Origin of the sequence: Paraburkholderia sp. WC7.3g (genome assembly GCF_050436345.1) — a bacterium.
In the GTDB taxonomy this organism is placed as follows: Bacteria; Pseudomonadota; Gammaproteobacteria; order Burkholderiales; family Burkholderiaceae; genus Paraburkholderia; species Paraburkholderia podalyriae.
This window is the reverse complement of sequence record NZ_JBNDMA010000004.1, coordinates 1,623,275-1,640,502: the sequence shown is the minus strand read 5'-3', so window position 1 is coordinate 1,640,502 and position 17,228 is coordinate 1,623,275. Positions and strand designations below refer to the sequence as shown.

Annotated in this window: 17 protein-coding genes; 4 read left to right on the top strand and 13 right to left on the bottom strand. The window is 59.0% G+C overall.

The genetic code is table 11. The features are described 5' to 3' along the window. Window position 1 precedes the first annotated feature (1 nt). Complete coding sequence (locus tag OKW43_RS41120; protein WP_429454773.1) at window positions 2-289, top strand: DUF4148 domain-containing protein; 288 nt, start codon at window positions 2-4, stop codon at window positions 287-289. 398 nt (window positions 290-687) lie between these two features. Here the strand turns inward: OKW43_RS41120 and OKW43_RS41115 are convergent, their stop codons facing one another. The 4 genes from OKW43_RS41115 to OKW43_RS41100 are packed head-to-tail and all read right to left on the bottom strand — an operon-like array spanning window position 688 to window position 3,918. Next, a complete protein-coding gene (locus OKW43_RS41115) occupies window positions 688-1,374 on the bottom strand; it encodes a response regulator transcription factor (RefSeq protein WP_429454554.1) in 687 nt (228 codons plus the stop codon). Between the two features lie 37 nt (window positions 1,375-1,411). Next, window positions 1,412-2,815 carry a HAMP domain-containing sensor histidine kinase gene (locus OKW43_RS41110; RefSeq protein ID WP_187638663.1) on the bottom strand — a complete coding sequence of 468 codons (1,404 nt, stop codon included), beginning with the start codon at window positions 2,813-2,815 and terminating at the stop codon, window positions 1,412-1,414. A 7-nt stretch (window positions 2,816-2,822) separates the two neighbouring features. After that, the gene (locus OKW43_RS41105; RefSeq protein WP_187638652.1) at window positions 2,823-3,500 is read right to left on the bottom strand and encodes a response regulator transcription factor; all 678 of its coding nucleotides are present in this window, start codon (window positions 3,498-3,500) and stop codon (window positions 2,823-2,825) included. A gap of 43 nt (window positions 3,501-3,543) precedes the next feature. Continuing rightward, on the bottom strand, window positions 3,544-3,918 hold the full coding sequence (locus OKW43_RS41100; RefSeq protein ID WP_187638653.1) for a hypothetical protein: 375 nt from the start codon (window positions 3,916-3,918) through the stop codon (window positions 3,544-3,546). A gap of 729 nt (window positions 3,919-4,647) precedes the next feature. On the opposite strand from OKW43_RS41100, the gene OKW43_RS41095 reads away from it, so the two are divergent. After that, entirely contained in the window at window positions 4,648-5,976 is a 1,329-nt protein-coding gene (locus tag OKW43_RS41095) for an MFS transporter (protein ID WP_187638654.1), read from the top strand. A gap of 38 nt (window positions 5,977-6,014) precedes the next feature. Here the strand turns inward: OKW43_RS41095 and OKW43_RS41090 are convergent, their stop codons facing one another. From OKW43_RS41090 to OKW43_RS41050, 9 genes are all read right to left on the bottom strand, one after another. Beyond that, the gene (locus OKW43_RS41090) at window positions 6,015-7,352 is read right to left on the bottom strand and encodes a ferredoxin reductase family protein (protein ID WP_429454551.1); all 1,338 of its coding nucleotides are present in this window, start codon (window positions 7,350-7,352) and stop codon (window positions 6,015-6,017) included. Between the two features lie 454 nt (window positions 7,353-7,806). Further along, entirely contained in the window at window positions 7,807-8,430 is a 624-nt protein-coding gene (locus OKW43_RS41085) for a heme-binding beta-barrel domain-containing protein (protein ID WP_187638656.1), read from the bottom strand. A gap of 380 nt (window positions 8,431-8,810) precedes the next feature. After that, window positions 8,811-9,185, bottom strand: a complete 375-nt coding sequence (locus OKW43_RS41080; RefSeq protein ID WP_429454549.1) for a hypothetical protein — start codon at window positions 9,183-9,185, stop codon at window positions 8,811-8,813. Between the two features lie 79 nt (window positions 9,186-9,264). Continuing rightward, window positions 9,265-9,708: a hypothetical protein gene (locus OKW43_RS41075; protein WP_429454547.1), complete on the bottom strand. Its 444-nt coding sequence runs from the start codon at window positions 9,706-9,708 to the stop codon at window positions 9,265-9,267. 51 nt (window positions 9,709-9,759) lie between these two features. Continuing rightward, window positions 9,760-10,779 (bottom strand): Gfo/Idh/MocA family protein, encoded by a 1,020-nt coding sequence (locus OKW43_RS41070; protein ID WP_429454545.1) that lies wholly within the window; start codon window positions 10,777-10,779, stop codon window positions 9,760-9,762. A 122-nt stretch (window positions 10,780-10,901) separates the two neighbouring features. Then, complete coding sequence (locus OKW43_RS41065) at window positions 10,902-11,738, bottom strand: shikimate dehydrogenase family protein (RefSeq protein WP_429454543.1); 837 nt, start codon at window positions 11,736-11,738, stop codon at window positions 10,902-10,904. 143 nt (window positions 11,739-11,881) lie between these two features. Beyond that, the gene (locus OKW43_RS41060) at window positions 11,882-12,334 is read right to left on the bottom strand and encodes a cupin domain-containing protein (RefSeq protein WP_187638660.1); all 453 of its coding nucleotides are present in this window, start codon (window positions 12,332-12,334) and stop codon (window positions 11,882-11,884) included. A 56-nt stretch (window positions 12,335-12,390) separates the two neighbouring features. Further along, window positions 12,391-13,722, bottom strand: a complete 1,332-nt coding sequence (locus OKW43_RS41055) for an IS110 family transposase (RefSeq protein ID WP_429452474.1) — start codon at window positions 13,720-13,722, stop codon at window positions 12,391-12,393. Between the two features lie 362 nt (window positions 13,723-14,084). Further along, a complete protein-coding gene (locus OKW43_RS41050; RefSeq protein ID WP_429454540.1) occupies window positions 14,085-15,518 on the bottom strand; it encodes an MFS transporter in 1,434 nt (477 codons plus the stop codon). 85 nt (window positions 15,519-15,603) lie between these two features. On the opposite strand from OKW43_RS41050, the gene OKW43_RS41045 reads away from it, so the two are divergent. After that, window positions 15,604-16,416 carry an IclR family transcriptional regulator gene (locus OKW43_RS41045; protein ID WP_429454538.1) on the top strand — a complete coding sequence of 271 codons (813 nt, stop codon included), beginning with the start codon at window positions 15,604-15,606 and terminating at the stop codon, window positions 16,414-16,416. Beyond that, window positions 16,413-17,225 carry a 2-keto-4-pentenoate hydratase gene (locus OKW43_RS41040; protein ID WP_429454536.1) on the top strand — a complete coding sequence of 271 codons (813 nt, stop codon included), beginning with the start codon at window positions 16,413-16,415 and terminating at the stop codon, window positions 17,223-17,225. The genes OKW43_RS41045 and OKW43_RS41040 overlap by 4 nt, the downstream gene beginning before the upstream one ends. The last annotated feature ends 3 nt before the right edge of the window (window positions 17,226-17,228 follow it).

Sequence of the window (17,228 nt, the reverse complement as noted above, 5' to 3'; positions counted from 1 at the left end):
AATGAAACGGATCACATTGGCGATCGTTATCGCTGGAACACTGTCGGCCGCAACGGCCTTTGCACAGTCGGCTCCGGCCGGTTCCGCGGATAGCACGCAAGTGAGCAGTCAGGCGGCTCAGGTCGCGTCAAATGTCACATCGGCAGGCGCGGCCAGTGGCCAGTGGGTGGCGCCATATGGTCAACCGGAGGCGCCGAAGACCCGCGCTCAGGTTTACCAGGAACTGGTGCACGCCGAGCAGGATGGGCAACTTGCTTACCTGAACTCGACGATCTATGCGCACCCGTAACGTAGCAAAGCGCCTTGACCAACGGCGGCACGATGACGTCGTTGGCTGAGATTCGTGCCCTACGAACGCTTGTAATCTGGAGCCGACATGAACCGAAGCCGATCCACGAAATTCCGCGTGGCCTTGATTCTGGCGACCGTTGCTAGCGCTCTCCTGTCCGGCTGCGCGTTGGAAGCAACGAACACCGCCGACCAATGCGTGGGTCCACCAAGCTATTGCAACGTCTACTTTGGCGGATCATAGGGAGTGCGCTTCCCTTGGTCGGGAAGCGTACAGTCAGCGGCATGCGAAGCGGGAAAGAAGCGGGAAAGAAGCGGGAAAGAAGCGGGAAAGAAGCGGGAAAGAAGCGGGAAAGAAGCGGGAAAGCTACTATGTGTCGGATCGACCGGCAACTGTCGTCAACCATTCGTCAGCGTGAGCTGATAGCCGTAGCGTTTTAACGTATCGATGTGTACATCCGGATAATGCGGCGAGAGCTTACGACGCAGACGCGATATGACAAGATTGACGCTCGAAGCAGCGACGTCATCGTGATCGGGCCACGCATAGCGGATCAGATCGGATCGTGACACAGGCAGATTCGGCTGGCGCAGCAGGCATTCAAGCAGCATGGATTCGCGGCGTGTTAAATAGAGCCGCTGTACCCCCAGCACCAGCTCCCGCGTGGCAGTATCGAATGTGGGACACACGGGCACCTGTCCCTCGCGTTGGACCGCATCAGAGCTAACGCGCCGCAATGCATGCATGCGCTCGTGCAATTCAATGAAAGACAGCGGATGGCAGAAGCAGGCGTCGCCACCGGCTCGCAGTACCTGCGTCCTTTCCTTTGCGTGAGCCGCACCGAGCGCCACGATAATTGGTGCACCGCGGCTTTCGCTCGCGAGTTTTGGTAGGGCAGCTAGCAGGCAGGCATAGGGCGGAACGTCTGTCGACATGACAATCACTACGTCAAAGCGCTCTTGACCTGCCAGGAAGATCGCATCCTTCAAATCGTCGACGTGCTCAAGGCTGTGCGCGCTCTCGATCAGGGCTTTCTGAAGCCAGGCGGCCTCGGGTTGTGTACCGGTAACTAGTAAAACACGCATGAACTGTTGAGCGCGAGGGGCTGATTGAGAAAATCGGTCATGTCAATGTTTTGGTCCAGCACTGAATCGTCACGCGCGTGCCCGGGTTCGCATCGCTGATGCGCATGCAGTAGTCATGCACGTTCACGACTGCCGAGACGATGCTCAGCCCGAGACCGGAACCCGGCAGATGTCGCGTCCGGTCGCTGCGATAAAAGCGCTGCAGGACCGCGTTGCGTTCATCCGCAGGAATGCCCGGACCACTGTCGATGACATCGATCTGCGGGCCACGCGACGTCCGAATGAGTTCGAGCCTGACGGTGCCTCCATCCGGCGTGAACTTGATCGCGTTGTCAAGCAGATTGCTGAGAGCTTCAAAAATCAACGCGCGGTCCGCATGCGTCGTACCGACGCTCGCAATTTGTGTGACGATGCCGATTGACCGGCTCTCGGCCAGCGGTTCAAAGAGTTCGCCGACTTCCGTCAAAAGCGAGGCCAGTTGCATTTCCTCGAAACCGCCGCGACGTTGCAAGCTTCCGATTTCGGAGATACGCAGCATCGCACGGAAGCGCTCCAGCAGTGCATCCGTGTCGCGCCGCGCGTCATTTACTAGCTTGTTCAGCTCGGCGTCCGGTAGTCCGGCTATTCGCTCGTCAATGTGCACCAGCGACGTGCGTATATGGCTAAGAGGCGTTCTGAGATCGTGAGCGATTCCGTCGCAGGTTCCTTTCACCTCGTTCATCAGCCTTTCGACTTCGGCGAGCATGTGGTTGACCAGTTGAGCAAGCATATCGATTTCATCGCGTCCCCCAGTCGGCAGACGTTGTCCGAGGTCGCCGCGTTGCGCAATACATTGGGTCACGCGGCGGATCGCTTTCAGGCGTCGAACCTGTCTGACGCTCAGTGCTAGTCCGGCAATGACGCCCGCGCTGAGACAAAAAAGACCACCGCCGATCAGCGCAATGATCATGGTTTGCCGTATGCGCAAGACATGGGTAAGATCTCTCGCGATCACCAGCGTGTCACCGTTCGCGCGCTGGGCGGCCATGACGCGAACCATTGGGGCTGTTTCGTTGCCTCCGAGTACGAGTTTGTCTCCGAGAGTCATACCCACGCGATTAACGGGGACACCAGGCGGGCGCACGAGTATATCGCCAGCCAGATGCCGTCCGTCGGAAGCAAACAGGCCGTAAAAGTTGGGGTGCATGCGCTCGTGTTCAGAACGCTGACGAACGGCGTCGGCGAGACTGTCGACGGGAGTGGTATCGAAATAGATCAATTGCCAGTGGAGGACTGCATCGGTTTCGCGGTCCATGACGAACGTGACCGAACGTTCCACCAGCACTAACAGCAGCATGACGGAGACAGAGAAGATCGCCGCATAGACCGTCACAATGCGCAAGGTCGTTGAATGCCAGCGGCCGCCCAGCACCGGTTGCGAGGAAAATGCGGGGTCGCTCAAGATGCCGCTAGCCAAGTAAATATCCTGAACCGCGTACGGTCTGGATCAATGGTTGCACGCCAGGCGGATCGATCTTCTTGCGCAGACGGCCCATATGAACATCGATCAGATTAGTGCCCGGGTCGAAGTGATAGCCCCATACTGCTTCGAACAACATCGTGCGGGTGATTGTCTGACCTGCATGGCGCATCATGTATTGGAGTACACGATATTCGGTGGGGAGCAGCACGATCTCTGTGTCGTCGCGTGTAACCGTGCGTGCGACCAGATCGAGTTCGAGAGGACCGACTCGCAAGGTTGCCTCGGATTGTGCCGGTTGCACTTGCCGGCGGCGTAGCAGCACTTCTATACGTGCTGCCATCTCGTCGGCATCGAAGGGTTTGGTGAGATAGTCGTCGCCGCCGGCGCGCAAGCCGCGAATGCGTTCGTCGACGTCGCCCAGCGCGCTCAGCATGAGCACAGGCGTCTGAATGCCGATGCCGCGCATCGTCCTAAGTATCGTCAACCCGTCGGCGCCCGGTAGCATGCGGTCGAGGGTGATGACGTCGTACTCATCGCTGAACGCGCGCGCCATTCCCTCGCGGCCGTCCGCAACCCAATCGACGGTGAAGCCGCGATCATTTAGCTCTCGCACGATTTCGCGTGCAGTCATCTCGTCATCTTCTATGGTCAACACTTTTGACATTGTCTTTCCTCGGTTCGCGTCCAACAGAGCAGCGTGAGATGCGCTAATTCGGCATGCAATGTTCCTGGTCGAGGGCCGCGAGATGCCGGGTTATCGCTTCGCGCAGTTGTGCGAGGCTGTGCGTCGGTAATGCGAATCCGGTCCATCCCAACCCGCTATGCCGAAGGATCAGTACCGCGCCGTCATACAGCGGGTGCTTTTCGGTATGCCAGCATGGGTCCATCTCCAGTACAAACTGCTGCTGTGGGGACGGCTGCAGGGGAATATCGGGGCGCATTCCCGCACGCAGGTAGCTCAGACGGTGAATCACTCCGTCGATGTCTTCTGCGTCTAGAAGCACCGCTGCATTTTCAATACCCATGCGTACCGCGGGTTTTCCGTGTTCGTTGACGACTTCCAGGCTCATAGCTTGCGGCATTGCGTGCTCCCAGGATAGATTGTCCTCGCCCATTATTGCGCGCGGAAAACCCCGGCTGTGTGAAAGAGCGCGATGCTTCGATGAAACTTTCTTTAAGCACGAGACTATCCTAAGAAATCCCGCGTGGAAGAGTCATCTTGCAGCTTAGTCCTGGTCGCATTTCAGGGCTTTCGCCCGCACATTAAAAAATTTTAATGTGGCGTCGGCTCAAGCCGGCGGCTCGACATGCGTGTATCTCAGCATGTAGCCGGCGCTGACAATGCAAGCGCAACTTGTGCCCGCCGCGCATCGCTGTCTCGCCTGAACTCCGATCGATGTCCCTCGAGATCCTCAACGCTGCCGCTGGTTGCACTGTTCAACTGCTATGCCGGCCACCATTGCTGGCGACGCGCAAGGCGCTGCTCTAAAGCGAGCGCTTATTGCGAAGTTGAGCGCTGTCCCCGATCACTGACGTGCGGGCCACGGCAGCTTCGACGTGCAAAGAGATTAACTAATCTTCATCGTTTGGGTAGCAAGCCGATACCGGCAGCAGACTACGCTGGTTAGCAGCCTGTTTACACGTTTAGTACCCAAGCGGTCGGCTATCCGGCTTGCCCGGCAAATCTGTATGAACGTCGTGATATCGCATTCGCGCCTATTCACTACGTCTTTGGTCGTGCCCAAACGACGATAGCCAACACCTGCAAAACGCCAACAAAACGGGAGATCGCAATTCCTTGGAGACAATCCATGCAGTCCAGCTCAACTGACTCCCACCGCCGACAGTCGCCGATTATCGCCATCTTTCGCGTGACAGCCGGTAATTTTCTTGAGCAGTTCGATTTTTTTCTCTTCGGCTTTTACGCCACGCAGATCGCCGCCGCCTTCTTTCCCCTGCATAGCGAGTTTGCTTCGTTAATCTCCACCTTTGCCGTATTCGGTGCCGGGTTTCTGATGCGCCCGCTTGGCGCGGTATTTCTCGGCGCCTACATCGACGACGTCGGTCGGCGCAAGGGCCTTATCATGACGCTTGGCCTCATGGCCAGCGGTACCGTGCTGATAACGTTCGTGCCTCGGTACTCGACAATCGGGCTCCTGGCGCCGGCTCTCGTGCTGATTGGCCGCTTGCTCCAAGGCTTTGCGGCGGGCGCCGAGCTCGGCGGGGTTTCTGTTTATCTTGCGGAATTGGCGTCGCCAGGAAAGAAAGGTTTCTATACCAGTTGGCAGTCAGCCAGCCAGCAATTGTCGATCGTCGTTGCGGCGAGTCTCGGGTTTGCCCTAAACCGACTAATGGATGCGGCGGCAGTCGCAGCATGGGGATGGCGTATCCCATTCTTCGTCGGTTGCCTGGTTGTGCCGTTCGTGTTCATGCTCAGATACAAGCTCGAGGAAACAGAGGAATTCAAGAAGCGCGAGACTCGACCACCGATGCGCGACGTGATCCGCACCTTGGCCGCTAACTGGAAGGTCGTGGTAGCTGGAGCCATGCAGGTAGCCATGACCACCACCAGCTTCTACCTCATTACTGTCTATGCACCGACATTCGGCAAGACTGCCTTGCGCTTGGGCACGGCGGACAGCCTGCTCGTGACCGTCTATGTCGGCCTGTCGAACTTTATCTGGCTGCCGGTTAGCGGTGCCTTGTCGGACCGGGTAGGGCGCCGACCGCTGCTGCTGTCGACCACCGTGCTTGCACTCGCCACCGCCTACCCCGCACTTTCGTTTCTGGCCGACGCGCCGACATTCGGCAGAATGCTAGTAGTGCTTCTTTGGCTTTCGTTCCTCTACAGTATGTACAACGGTGCGATGGTCGTGTCCCTTGAGGAAGTGATGCCATCGGAAGTGCGCGTTGCGGGGTTTTCGCTTGCATATAGTGCTGCGACTGCGCTATTCGGCGGCTTCACGCCGGCAATCTCCACAGCATTGATCCACGCAACGCACGACAATGCGGCACCTGCCTGGTGGTTGAGCTTTGCTGCGGCATGCGCATTCTTCGGTACCTTGGCATTGTGTCGGCATAAGCCGGCGTCTGTGAGTCCGTCTTCAGCACGCGAATCTCGGTCTGTTCCGCGACCTTAGTCAGCACGGGCGCTTAGCCTTCTGGCCGCCAATCCGAATCAGCGCATGTCGAATAGCTCCTGATGGAAGTCTTCGTGCGCTAATCCACGTGCAACCAGATCGTGCCGCAAGTTCTGGCCAAAACTCGCTGGCCCGCAGAACCAGACATCGGAGGAGATCCAGTCTGGCACGATCTCACGGACGCGCTGCCCTGTCAGGCGGTCGTCCTTGCCGCTAATCAGCACGTGAAGGCGCACGCTGGCGGCAATTGCCAGTTGACCAACCTCGCGGACGAACTCGTCGTCCATTGCGTTAGTGCTATAGAACAGGTCCACTGCGCGTTGATCGGAATGACGCTCTCGCGCTTGCATTCGCGCGAGAAATGGGGTTATCCCAATTCCGCCGGCGATCCAGATCTGTCTTGGTTTGTCGCTGCGAAAGTCGAAGCGGCCATATGGCCCTTCAACGCTGACCTGGTCGCCAGCCTTTAGAACGGCCGGCAATTGCTCGGTGTAATCGCCAATGCTCTTGATATGAAAGCGCAATTTGCCGTCGTCGTGCCACGCCGATGAGATTGTGAACGGATGCGCACCCTCGTTCGCGTCGAACGTGACGAAGGCAAATTGTCCGGCGGCATGGCCCAACCAGCGGTCCTTGAGTTTGATGACGATGCTTAGTACCCGCATCTCCCGGTAATGCACGCGGTCCTCGACATGCCCGGCTGCTTGTCGCGTTCGTCCGATACGGCGCAGCAGCGAGACGGACGCGGCCACCATGGCCAGAAAAATCAGCAGTGTTATTACTGGGCCAATCGCTGTGGTCCAGTAGCCGTACTTCATGAGTACCACCGCATGGAACGCCAATAACGGGTACGCAACTGCTAGCAGCCGATGTGTCCTGAAGAAATGTCGGTAAGGAAAGGCTTTCAGCAATGCAACGAAGATGATTGCAACCGTTGCATAGAATGTCCATTCGCCAATCCCTTTCGCGAGCCCATGCTGCGCGTCTAGAATCTGGACAAAGGCTGACGGCGCGACCGATGCTGACAAGCCGCGCTCGCGCAACGGCCTTTGCATCCAGCCCAGGCCGATTACCCAGTTTGGAGACTTTGCACACAGCCAGTGAAGTGTGGAAAGAACCAGTGCGCTGATACCGAGCCATTTGTGCAGTCGGTACATCTTGTCCAGCCCGCCGAGAAAGCGCTCCATGCTGGTCGGCCGGACTGCTATAACGATGCCCGAACTCATGCAGCCGATCGCGAGAATGCCGGTCAAGTTGATCATTGACAGTTGCAAGGCGCGGAATCCATGCGACCCGGGCAATGAACTTTCAGCAATTAGCCAGAGCAGGGCCAGCCCTGTCAGCAAAAGCAGATAGGTTAATCTGATGTTTTTCACGATGTGGATGCGCCGCAGTGTGACTCCGGTGCGCAGTCGTCGAGCCGCGCTGGAGCTGAGAACACGGTTGAAACGGCCTGCCGTTAGTTGACAGCAGCCGCGAGCCTTCGTCCGGCTATGTCGACGGTTTCTCGGGGTGCCGATCTTACTGCCGGACGGTGACCTGATCAGACTGACGCAATTGATCAATAGCCGGGGGCAGGCGATTGGATGTATGCGATGTTGAGGGTCGGCAGATCCAGAAAGAAGCTTCCGACCCATCGCCATTTCCTGCCTGCGCCCGGTCACCATTCTTCGTGAGTTGAAGAAAGTTTGCGGACGAGCCAATGTAGCCCGTACAGCCTAAAAAGTCAGCTGCTGGAACATGAAGTTATTTTTATGCAGTTGTCAGTGCAATCGCTCACCGCGCGTTGCCTGGGCAGCGTCGCGGCGAGACGCGGACTTGCGAGATGAACTAGCTTGCCTTGCTGAGGGCGCTAGAGTCAACGTGGGTGAACGACTTGCCGTACACGTGTAATTGCGTTTTTTGCGCGTATTTCAATGTATCTCCCGTCATGTCGAACGTGATCGAGAAAACACTTGTCGCGTCGTTCTTCAGCATGTACTGAGATTCGGCTACCCCGTTAGATTTTGACGTTAGTGTCATCTTATCGCCGGCTTTTCCTTCCGCCACAACGCAGACCGCCCGTGGAATACAAAATGAGTCATAGACAGTCTGGTTCTTCTTGTCGTAAATCAGATAGCCGCGTTGGTCATGGAACTGTTTGTTGTCCCTTTTTCGGAACACCTGCAGCGTATAAGCCATTGCCACCAGGTATTGATCGCTGGCATTCGTTGCATCCGCTGCGGGTTCAAAGGTCAACTGTTCGTAATAAGGTTCCACTGCGGGATTGCCTGTGCCTACTGTGGAACCCACTTGACCGGGCGCCACATCGAGGCCGCCGGCAGCAACGGTTCTCCAGGTTCCGGCCAGTTTGGCTAATGGACCGAAGTCCATTCCTTTAATGACGGTCCCCTGTGCGTATGCGGTGGACATCGTTGACAGGGCGATTGCAAAACAAACGACGTATTTATTCACGATTTGCGGTCCGTTATTCAAAAAAAGTTTTCTTGTCTGACGGCTATTTGACAAGAGAAGCTAACGTCAATTGTTTCATGTCCTGTAATTCCAGGTTTCAAAAAAAGTCTGCGCGCCGTAGCGACCGGCCTGGTGCAAACGGCCCGTACAGTCGCCAATAACTCATGGCAGACTCAGGGATGCCAAGTCTGGGACGCGACGATTGACGCAAGTATCAACTGTAGCTGCCGTCGGATGTGTATCGCGCCGACGGCGCGACGACGGCGCGACGACGGCTGAAATCTTTCCCCGTGCTGGCTCGAAGAGCCGCAGTCGGCCCACGCGCCGACATCTGTATCGAAACGCGACGCCGCCATCCTCGATGTTCACAAGCAGCCGGGCTACAACGTCGTGCAGACGATCGCCAACATCACGGCGAAGCTGCCGGCACACCAGTACACCCCGCCAGCGTAGACAGCGGCCCCTTTGAAGGTCGAAGAGTGGGCAACGTGCATCTGCACCGCCGCGAAACCGCCAGACGAAATACCCGCGACGAAGACCTTCGTCGGGTCGATCCGATAGCGCTGAAGTTTTACGATCGTGGACGCGCCCGATCCACTGTCCACAGTGGGGCTCCCGGTGGCGGCTAACGCCTTCGCCTGTGCCGGTGCACCGGCATCCGTACTGGCCGAATCGCCACCACCCCCGCACCCGGCGAGGCCGATCGCTAACACCGCTGCAGACGCTAACCGCAGGCCTAACGCCATCGTCATCATTGTCGTCTCCTCGTCGGAGCGGCATAAAACTAGTAACACCGCTACCGCCCGTCGAACTACCGGCCGTTTCAGCTTCTGCCTAAGACTCGCTAACGCAAGTCATCGACAAAGCGCGAACAGACGATTGCGGCGTGCGATGCGAGCGACCATATCCAGCAAAAATCGCTCCTGCAGCGCTTGTAATCGCAAGCCTTATCAGCATGAAGCTTGTTCGGACGGCTTTCGTCAGGATGCTTTGCAACCGCAACTGTGCGGCCGCGACGAACAGCATCGGTAGCGCGCCGGGCAGCGCAATGGCGACGAGTCCGAGTTTGCCGAGTGGCATCGTGCGCATACTCCAGACAATAGCCTGGCAGACGGCTTGCACATCGGCTACGGGACCTAGCTCGGGAGTGTCCAGAATGTCCGGACTGCCGATGTCTTCTTTCAGGATCCAGCGACGGTGCACGAGGCGGTCATGATGACCGACCAGACTTCCGTAGCTGAATATGGCATGACGCTTGACCTTGCCGAGCGTCACCATGAACGGCGTGAATCCTTATCGGCTCCGGGACACTACGATCCGACGGCTCAGTCACACGGAAAGTGGCTTCAACGTCTGAAGTGCCCCGCCCTGCCGGGCCGAAGCGTAGGCCGCGTCCATGACTTGCATCATCAGCTCCGCATCGCGCAACGACGCGATCGGTTTGGCGCCAGACTGGCTTTCGGCGAGCACCCGCTTGACGAAGAGCGGGTAGTAGACGTCGGTATCGAGCTGGAGGCGGCGGCTTCGCGTGCCGGCTGAAAGGTTGTTCCTGTCACGAATCTCGATTCGGTCCGGTCCGGATTTCACATACAGACGATCGGAAGCAAGGGTAAAAGAAAATTCGCGCTGCTCGTCGGCGGTACTGGGAAAGCTGTACCCCGTCTCCACCAGGCCGATCACGCCGTCTTCGGTTTGCATGGTCAGCAGCGAATAGTCTTCTACGGCACCCCGATGCGTTCTCGAGTTCATGATGGCGGAGACGCGGGCGATTTCCTTGCCAGTGAGCAACCTGAACAAGTCGATGAAGTGCGTGGCCACATTGATTGTCGACCCGCCGCCGGAATACACGGGATCGAGCGCCCAGCCGGCGCCTGCCGCTTCGTACCGACTGGGCGGACCCACAACGAAACGGAACGACATGTAGTTGAAGTCCGACGGTATGCGGCCCTCCGCATCTTCGAGTGAGCCGAGCAATTCACTCATCCGGAAGATCAATGGAACCGCGCAATAGAGATTGGCTTCCTCGGCCAGGGTGCGAAGCCGGGTGATCTGCGACAGGTTGACCCCACACGGCTTTTCCAGTGCGAACGGAATGTTGCGTGCGATCACCGCCTCAGCGAGCGCTGGCATTTCAGAATGCCGACCGAATACAAATGCGAAATCGACCTGCTCACGCTCGAGCAACTCATAGGCCGACGAGTACAACCTGCTTCCAAATCGTGCGGCAATCGCGTCCCCCTTCAGGTGCTCGGCATCTGACACTGCAACGACCTGAATTCCTGGCGCTTCAAGCGCATCGAGGTAAAGCGGGACATGCCAATGGCTAGCCTCTATCAATGCAACTCTCATACGTATTCTCCCTTCAGATATCTCGCGACTCTTTTCCACCAGAAGTCAGTTGATGAAGACTGCCAGCCCCGGCGCTTCCCTTATGTTCCACACCGTGTCAGCTATGTCGCCTGACTCGGCATTCATCGTAGGCCGCCGTTCGGTAATGATCGTCCATCGGGACGGTAGTCGAATCCAAGGAAGCGCAAGGCATACAGCGCCTGTCCCTGGTGCATCGGACCGCCGTCCTGAGTGCGGCACCCGCGGGCGTGCGCGGCGCGGCGAAGCGGCGTCGGCTCCGCCGAATTGACGATGTCTACGACGATGGCACCGGGCGCAAGCCGCTCTGGATCGACTGGCATGGCATCGTTCGCTTTCATGCCAAGCGGCGTTGCATTGATCACGACCTCGAAGCCGTGCGGATCGGCGGGGGCCGATCGTGTATTGCAGCCCGTCCCAACAGCGACGGCTGCCGCAAGATCGTCGGCCCGACGCTTATCGACATCCGATATGGTCAGCGTGCTAGCGCCCGCGGAGGCGACGGCGAATGCGATGGCTCGGCCCGCGCCTCCTGCGCCAACGAGAAGCACCGACTTATTGGCCGGATGGTTGCCTTCCCACTGCATTCCAAGGACGCAGCCGACGCCATCAAATATCGCGCCGACCCAGCGTCCGTCTGCTTCGCAGCGAATGACGTTGAGCGCGCCCACCTGACGGGCAGTCGAATCCAGCTCGTCGACAAATGCGAGCATCCGTTCCTTGTGAGGCATAGTGACCAGCATGCCGGACAGATTGCCCATCGCTCGTGCACCGCCGACGAAGGCCGGCAGGTTATCTCCCTTGACCCAGAAGGGGATGCAAGCCGCGTCGGCGTGCTGCTCGATAAACAGCCGGTTCAACAATTGTGGCGATTTCGCCGCGCTCAGCGGGTCGCCTACCAATCCATAGAGTCGCGTTGTGCCAGAGATATGTAATTGCATTGCCGCTTGATATCCGATGTAAAACGAAGGTCGATTCCTGCACATTCGCTACGGCGTACAGCGTCGAGGTGCCCACCTGTTGCGACGTACAACGTGCCTTATGGAGAAAGCCCGTATTCAGGAAAGCTGGATGCGCCTGTTTGCTACTTCCATGGTGCCGGCGGTTGAGCCAGATCCCACGTCCCGAAGACCGCCGGCTCGTTGATCTCGATCACTTCGAGATCATCCGAGCGCCACATCACGTTGTGCGGAACGCCGGCGGGCTGGGACAGGCCGTCACCGGCGCTGAGCGTGACATCGCTGTCCACGCCGGCAAATCGAAACGTGACCGATCCGCGCAGCACATAGAGGTAGTGCGCGGTCATGTCATGCCAGTGCCAGCCGGTGGGTGCAGTGAACGGCTTAAGCGCGCGAATATGCTTCGCCCCGATGCGACCGCTGGTGGCGGTGGCGAGCCCAAGGTCGCGATACTCCGAGTCGGCGCGCAGGCCCTCCTGATTCCAGGGGGTCTCGGACGCGCTGATGTGCGACAACGCGCTTAGGGACTGCGCGAGTTCACGCGGGCCGTCGTAACGCGGCGTGCCTTCGTTGTGCATGTGCCTTTCTCCTCTCTCAATAAACACATCGCAAGGTCTTGATTTTGCGAGTGGTTTTATGCAGCCTCCGAAACAGGGGTAAGTTTGAAACCCAGTTTTTCGGCCCGACGGGCAAGATGATGCATGACGCGTTGACGGTAACGCTCCTCGTAGTAGTCTTGCCCTTGATCGATAAATTCGCCGCCTTTCGTCAGCATCGCATAGATCAGACGCGCCAGCTTATGCGCGGTCGCCGTGATGGCCTTGGGTCGGTCCAGTCTGGCGCACATGCGCCGGTAGTAGGCGCCCAGTGCAGACTGGCTGGTACGCAGTGCTGCGGCTGCCAGACGTAAAGCGTGTGCCGCACGGTTAGTAGTACGTTTGCTCGCGCTGGACAGCACCTTGCCCCCGGAGATCTTCGTTCCAGGACACAGGCCGAGCCATGCTGCAAACTGCTTGGCGCTTCTGAAGCGCGAGAGGTCCGTGCCTGTTTCGGAAATCACCTTCAGTGCGGTTGCCGTGTCGATGCCGTTAATGCGCGTCAGATCAACACCGCACAGGCCAATCAGGTACGTGCGTAAGTCGAACCGTGGAGCATTCTTGCCGCGCGAACGACGCTGAGGCTTATCCAGGCTTCCAGCATGCTTTTGCAGCGCGGCCAGCATGGCCTCAAGCTGCTGGTCACACACCATCAGTTGCGTACTGTATGCGTCATACAATGACATGGCCTGCTTCAGTGTGAACAGGTGCTCGTCGCGCCAGTTGCCCTGCAATGACTTGACGATGTCCTCTTCACTGGCGCGGATGCGGGCGTGTTTCATTCTGGCCAGGGTCACGGCGTCCCGCTCGCCGGAGATGATGGCGCGCACAATCTTCTGTCCCGTTTCGCCCATGATGTCGGAGATCACGTTGGCGAGTTGAACGTTCATTTGCGATAAGGCTTTTTGTATATGCTGGACGTGTCGCGCCTGATAGCGCAACAGCATATCCCGTTGCCGTGAAACAGCCCGCAAGGCGCAGATTTCGTCTGTCGGCCGAAACGCTCCCGACAGCAACCCGTAGCTCATCAGTTGTTGCAACCACTGGCAGTCAAGCACATCGCTCTTGCGGCCCGACACATTCTTTACGTGCCGGGCATTGACCAGATGGACCGTGAAACCCCGTGATTCCAGCAACTCGTACACGGGTATCCAGTAGACTCCGGTCGACTCCATTGCCACAGTGTCGATGCCGCAGGCTGTCAGCCAAGTGGCCAGCTTCTCCAGCTCACAAGTGAAACTCTTGAACTCGCGCACAGGTTCGTCGTCACGATCAGCAGGCACCGCCACATAATGGCTTGCCGAACCAATGTCGATGCCCGCCGCGTTCGGACAGGCTATCTCCAGCGTTGTTCTTGTGCGCATTGCCATGACTTTCGTCCTTTGGATTCGAGGTTGCCGCACAGGTTCGGGTACGTCGTTGTACTCACTCTCTCAAACGGGATGGCCGTTCATCACGGTCTCACCAGTGTCGCCGACGTGACCCAGGACCACGCTCTATCGCGGGCTGAGATGCACCATTGATGAATCGGTCTTCTCCCGCGCGGAATTCAACCTTACCGCAAGGGCGTCGCCACATGTTTATTGCAAACGCCTTTCGGCCGGCGCGCCGATTATTTCGCTCTATTGCTTCGGGTACTCACAGTAGCCGCGGACGGCAAATCGCGCGGCTCAACGGCCCAGCGTAACTTGCGCCCCCGCGTTCGGCGCGACGAGTGCGGCGGTCACGGCGGCTAAGGCCGCAGTTCATTGGCAAGCTCCCCTGCATCGGCATCCTTGATCGTCCGAGCCATAGCTTCACTGCGCAGGCGTTCATATTCAGCCTTCGGTACGGCGACCGCATTGCGGTCGCCCAGATCGGCAAGGCGAATACGGTACGTTTCTCGTGTAGTGAACGCGGCAAACGCGGCAACCAGGCAAATACCCAGGGTGAGAAAACCTATCTTCAGCGGGATATGGGTGGACCCCGGAGGCGCGACTGCGACGAAAAGCGACGGCAGCAAGGCACACAAAGTCGTCCCGACGTTTTGCCCGATCGCCATGCCGGAGACGCGCACGCGCGTGCGGAACAGTTCGGGGAAGAGGCTCGGGAACACGCCGTTGAAGCCCTGGTAAGCGACGCCCCACATGAGCAACGAGAAGACCAGTGAGAGCCAGATACTGTGGATGCTGATGGCGTACAGGTAGCCGAAAGCGAAGATCCCGGAGCTCACAACGCCGACGATAACGGGGGGCCTGCGGCCGATCCTGTCCGAGAGGTTGCCGACGAGCGGGATCAGTATTACGGAACAAAGGTTGCCGAGGACCGGCACCCACAGAAAGACGCCGGCAGGAAAGCCAATGCCGTACGCCGGCTGGACTGCATAGGTCGCGCCGAACACAGTCGCAAGGAGCGCGGTGACGGCGGCGAGCGCCATGCCGACGACGCGTAGCACGTCGCCCCAACTCTCGCGAAGGACCTCGATGACCGGCGAGGCCGGAACTTCCCCGTGTGTCTGCTCTTCGGAAAATGCGGGGGTTTCATCTACCTGACGGCGAATGATGTAGCCGGCGATGATCACAACGATGCTCAGCAGGAACGGAATGCGCCAGCCCCACGATGCAAACTGGTCCTTCGGCATGAAGTGCGCGAGCGGCAGGAAGATAGCTGCCGCAAGGAGCTGTCCCGCCTGCACCCCTTGAAGGGTGAAGCTCGCAAAGTATCCCCGCCGTCCGAACGGCGCATGTTCAAGAATCATGGAACTCGCGCCGGACATCTCGCCTGCGACTGCAAACCCCTGGACGAGTCGCAGGATGACGAGCAACACCGGAGCCCAGACACCGACCTGGCTGTAAGTGGGCAAGAGGCCCACACACATCGTTGCAAAGCCCATCAGGAACATGCAAAAGATCAGCACTGTCTTGCGACCGTGTCGGTCGCCGATGTGTCCGAGCACCATAGCGCCAATCGGTCGGGCGACATAGCCCACACCGAAGGTCGCCAGCGAAGCGATGATGCCCACCGTTGGACTATCAGAGGGAAAGAAGAGCTGCGGGAACAGCAGCGAGGCTGCGGTCGCGTAGATGAAAAAGTCGTAGTACTCGAGCGCTGAGCCGATCCAGCCGCTAGCTGCTGCAATCCTCGACTGGCGCTTGCCGTCGGGCCTCGCCGGTGCACTAGGGTTCATGCCTGTCTCCATTTTTGATTGACTTTCTGTTGGTGCTTGTCTATTGTTGTAACACCGTTCCATTAAGAATCATGTTACGTCAATTATGAGAGTTGTCAAGGGTGCAGTTGACCGGTCGCTACAGGCGATCGAGTTGCTCGCAAGAGAAGCGCGATGGATGCGTATGTCGGACATCGCCGCGGAACTGGAGCTGGAAAAAGGGCCCGCTCACCGGGTGCTCGCGCAACTCTGCGAGCAGGGTTGGGCGGAACAGGATGAGCAGACGTCCCAGTACCGTCTGACCTTGAAGCTGTCCTTGCTGGGTCAGCGTTACCTGCATGGGCTCGGGTTACCGGGTCTGGTGCAGCCCATCCTCGATGAAGTCGCAGCCCAGTGCCGCGAGCTGGTCCGGTTGACGGTTGTCAACGAAGGCACGCTCGCGTGGCTCGCGTCGTCCCAGGGCGCGGCGCCTGGCCTGATGTATTCGCCGTCGATGGACAAGCCCATCGTCTTGCACGCCACGGCCAACGGCAAGGTATGGCTGGCGACCATGTCCAACGACGAGGCGATTGAATGCGCGTTGCGCGGTGGACTCGGCAAAGCGGCCGCCAGCGGCGCATTCGCGCCGAAGGCCATCGGCAGCGTCGAGCAGTTGATTCCGGAGTTGGAGCGGACCCGGCAGCGTGGCTACGGTCTCGTTGTCGAAGAGGCCGAGCCGGGCGTCGCGGCTCTCGCGGTGCCGGTGCGTTCGCTGACTGACGGCGCGGTGGTCGGCACGATGAGTATTGCCGGACCGGTCATGCGGGTTCGGCCGGAGCGTTACGACGCCTTTTACGCGCTACTGCAGCGAGCGTCCGAGAAGCTCGGTGCCGTATGGCCGCGCCAGAGCGTCGGTGCGCATGCGAGCGAGGCGGCATGAACACGCCGGGCGCAGCTCAGGCTCTCAAGCGACTCCCCGCGTTGGATGAGCAGGCAGCACGTATTCTCGGCGCGGCGCGCCGGCAAGGCATGCTCGCGGAGCGCCTTCCCGTCGAACTGCGGCCCGCGAATCCGGACGAGGGTTTCGCGATCCAGCAGCAGGTGGGCGATCAGCTCGCCTGGCAGACTGGCGCGTGGAAATGTGCGCTGCCGTCGGCGGGCAAACTCATCGCCGCGCCAATCTATGACGCCGTCATCCACCGAGGCGCCCAATGCCGCATTCGCGCCATGCCTGGGCAGTCTTGGGTACGGGCAGAGCCTGAACTGGCCTGTTTGCTGGCTCGCGATCTGCCGCCACGGCGCGAAGCGTATGGCGAAGCCGAGGTGCTCGACGCTCTCGGGAATGTTCACCTCGCGCTCGAACTGTTGGGCAGTCGCTATGCGAATCCGGAATCGCTGACGTTTCCTGAATTGCTGGCAGACGGCCTGTTCAATGCCGGTCTTGTCATTGGGCCGCGCGTTCAGTTGCGCGAGGGCGCGACGCCGGCCGATCTCCCGGTCGAATTCACCGTCAGTGTGACTCGCGCCGGACACGACACGGTCAGTGTTGCTGGCCGCCACCCTGATCGCAGCGTGCTCGCGCCGATCGTGTGGCTCGCCAATTTTCTCCGCGTCCGCGGCCTTGGATTGCATGCCGGCCAGGCTGTGATCACGGGCTCCTACGCGGGCGTGCTCGAATTGCCGATCGGCTGTGCGTTGCGTATCGGCTTCGGTGATCTCGGCACGTTGCCCATTCTTTTTTTGTCTTGATAG

What these genes read in the sequence shown, in the direction of transcription:
- OKW43_RS41115 (WP_429454554.1), bottom strand. Translation starts at nt 1,374, where the DNA reads ATGCGTGTTTTACTAGTTACCGGTACACAACCCGAGGCCGCCTGGCTT.
- OKW43_RS41045 (WP_429454538.1), top strand. Translation starts at nt 15,604, where the DNA reads ATGAGAGTTGTCAAGGGTGCAGTTGACCGGTCGCTACAGGCGATCGAG.
- OKW43_RS41075 (WP_429454547.1), bottom strand. Translation starts at nt 9,708, where the DNA reads ATGGTGACGCTCGGCAAGGTCAAGCGTCATGCCATATTCAGCTACGGA.
- OKW43_RS41100 (WP_187638653.1), bottom strand. Translation starts at nt 3,918, where the DNA reads ATGCCGCAAGCTATGAGCCTGGAAGTCGTCAACGAACACGGAAAACCC.
- OKW43_RS41050 (WP_429454540.1), bottom strand. Translation starts at nt 15,518, where the DNA reads ATGAACCCTAGTGCACCGGCGAGGCCCGACGGCAAGCGCCAGTCGAGG.
- OKW43_RS41055 (WP_429452474.1), bottom strand. Translation starts at nt 13,722, where the DNA reads ATGGCAATGCGCACAAGAACAACGCTGGAGATAGCCTGTCCGAACGCG.
- OKW43_RS41070 (WP_429454545.1), bottom strand. Translation starts at nt 10,779, where the DNA reads ATGAGAGTTGCATTGATAGAGGCTAGCCATTGGCATGTCCCGCTTTAC.
- OKW43_RS41040 (WP_429454536.1), top strand. Translation starts at nt 16,413, where the DNA reads ATGAACACGCCGGGCGCAGCTCAGGCTCTCAAGCGACTCCCCGCGTTG.
- OKW43_RS41120 (WP_429454773.1), top strand. Translation starts at nt 2, where the DNA reads ATGAAACGGATCACATTGGCGATCGTTATCGCTGGAACACTGTCGGCC.
- OKW43_RS41095 (WP_187638654.1), top strand. Translation starts at nt 4,648, where the DNA reads ATGCAGTCCAGCTCAACTGACTCCCACCGCCGACAGTCGCCGATTATC.
- OKW43_RS41065 (WP_429454543.1), bottom strand. Translation starts at nt 11,738, where the DNA reads ATGCAATTACATATCTCTGGCACAACGCGACTCTATGGATTGGTAGGC.
- OKW43_RS41105 (WP_187638652.1), bottom strand. Translation starts at nt 3,500, where the DNA reads ATGTCAAAAGTGTTGACCATAGAAGATGACGAGATGACTGCACGCGAA.
- OKW43_RS41060 (WP_187638660.1), bottom strand. Translation starts at nt 12,334, where the DNA reads ATGCACAACGAAGGCACGCCGCGTTACGACGGCCCGCGTGAACTCGCG.
- OKW43_RS41080 (WP_429454549.1), bottom strand. Translation starts at nt 9,185, where the DNA reads ATGATGACGATGGCGTTAGGCCTGCGGTTAGCGTCTGCAGCGGTGTTA.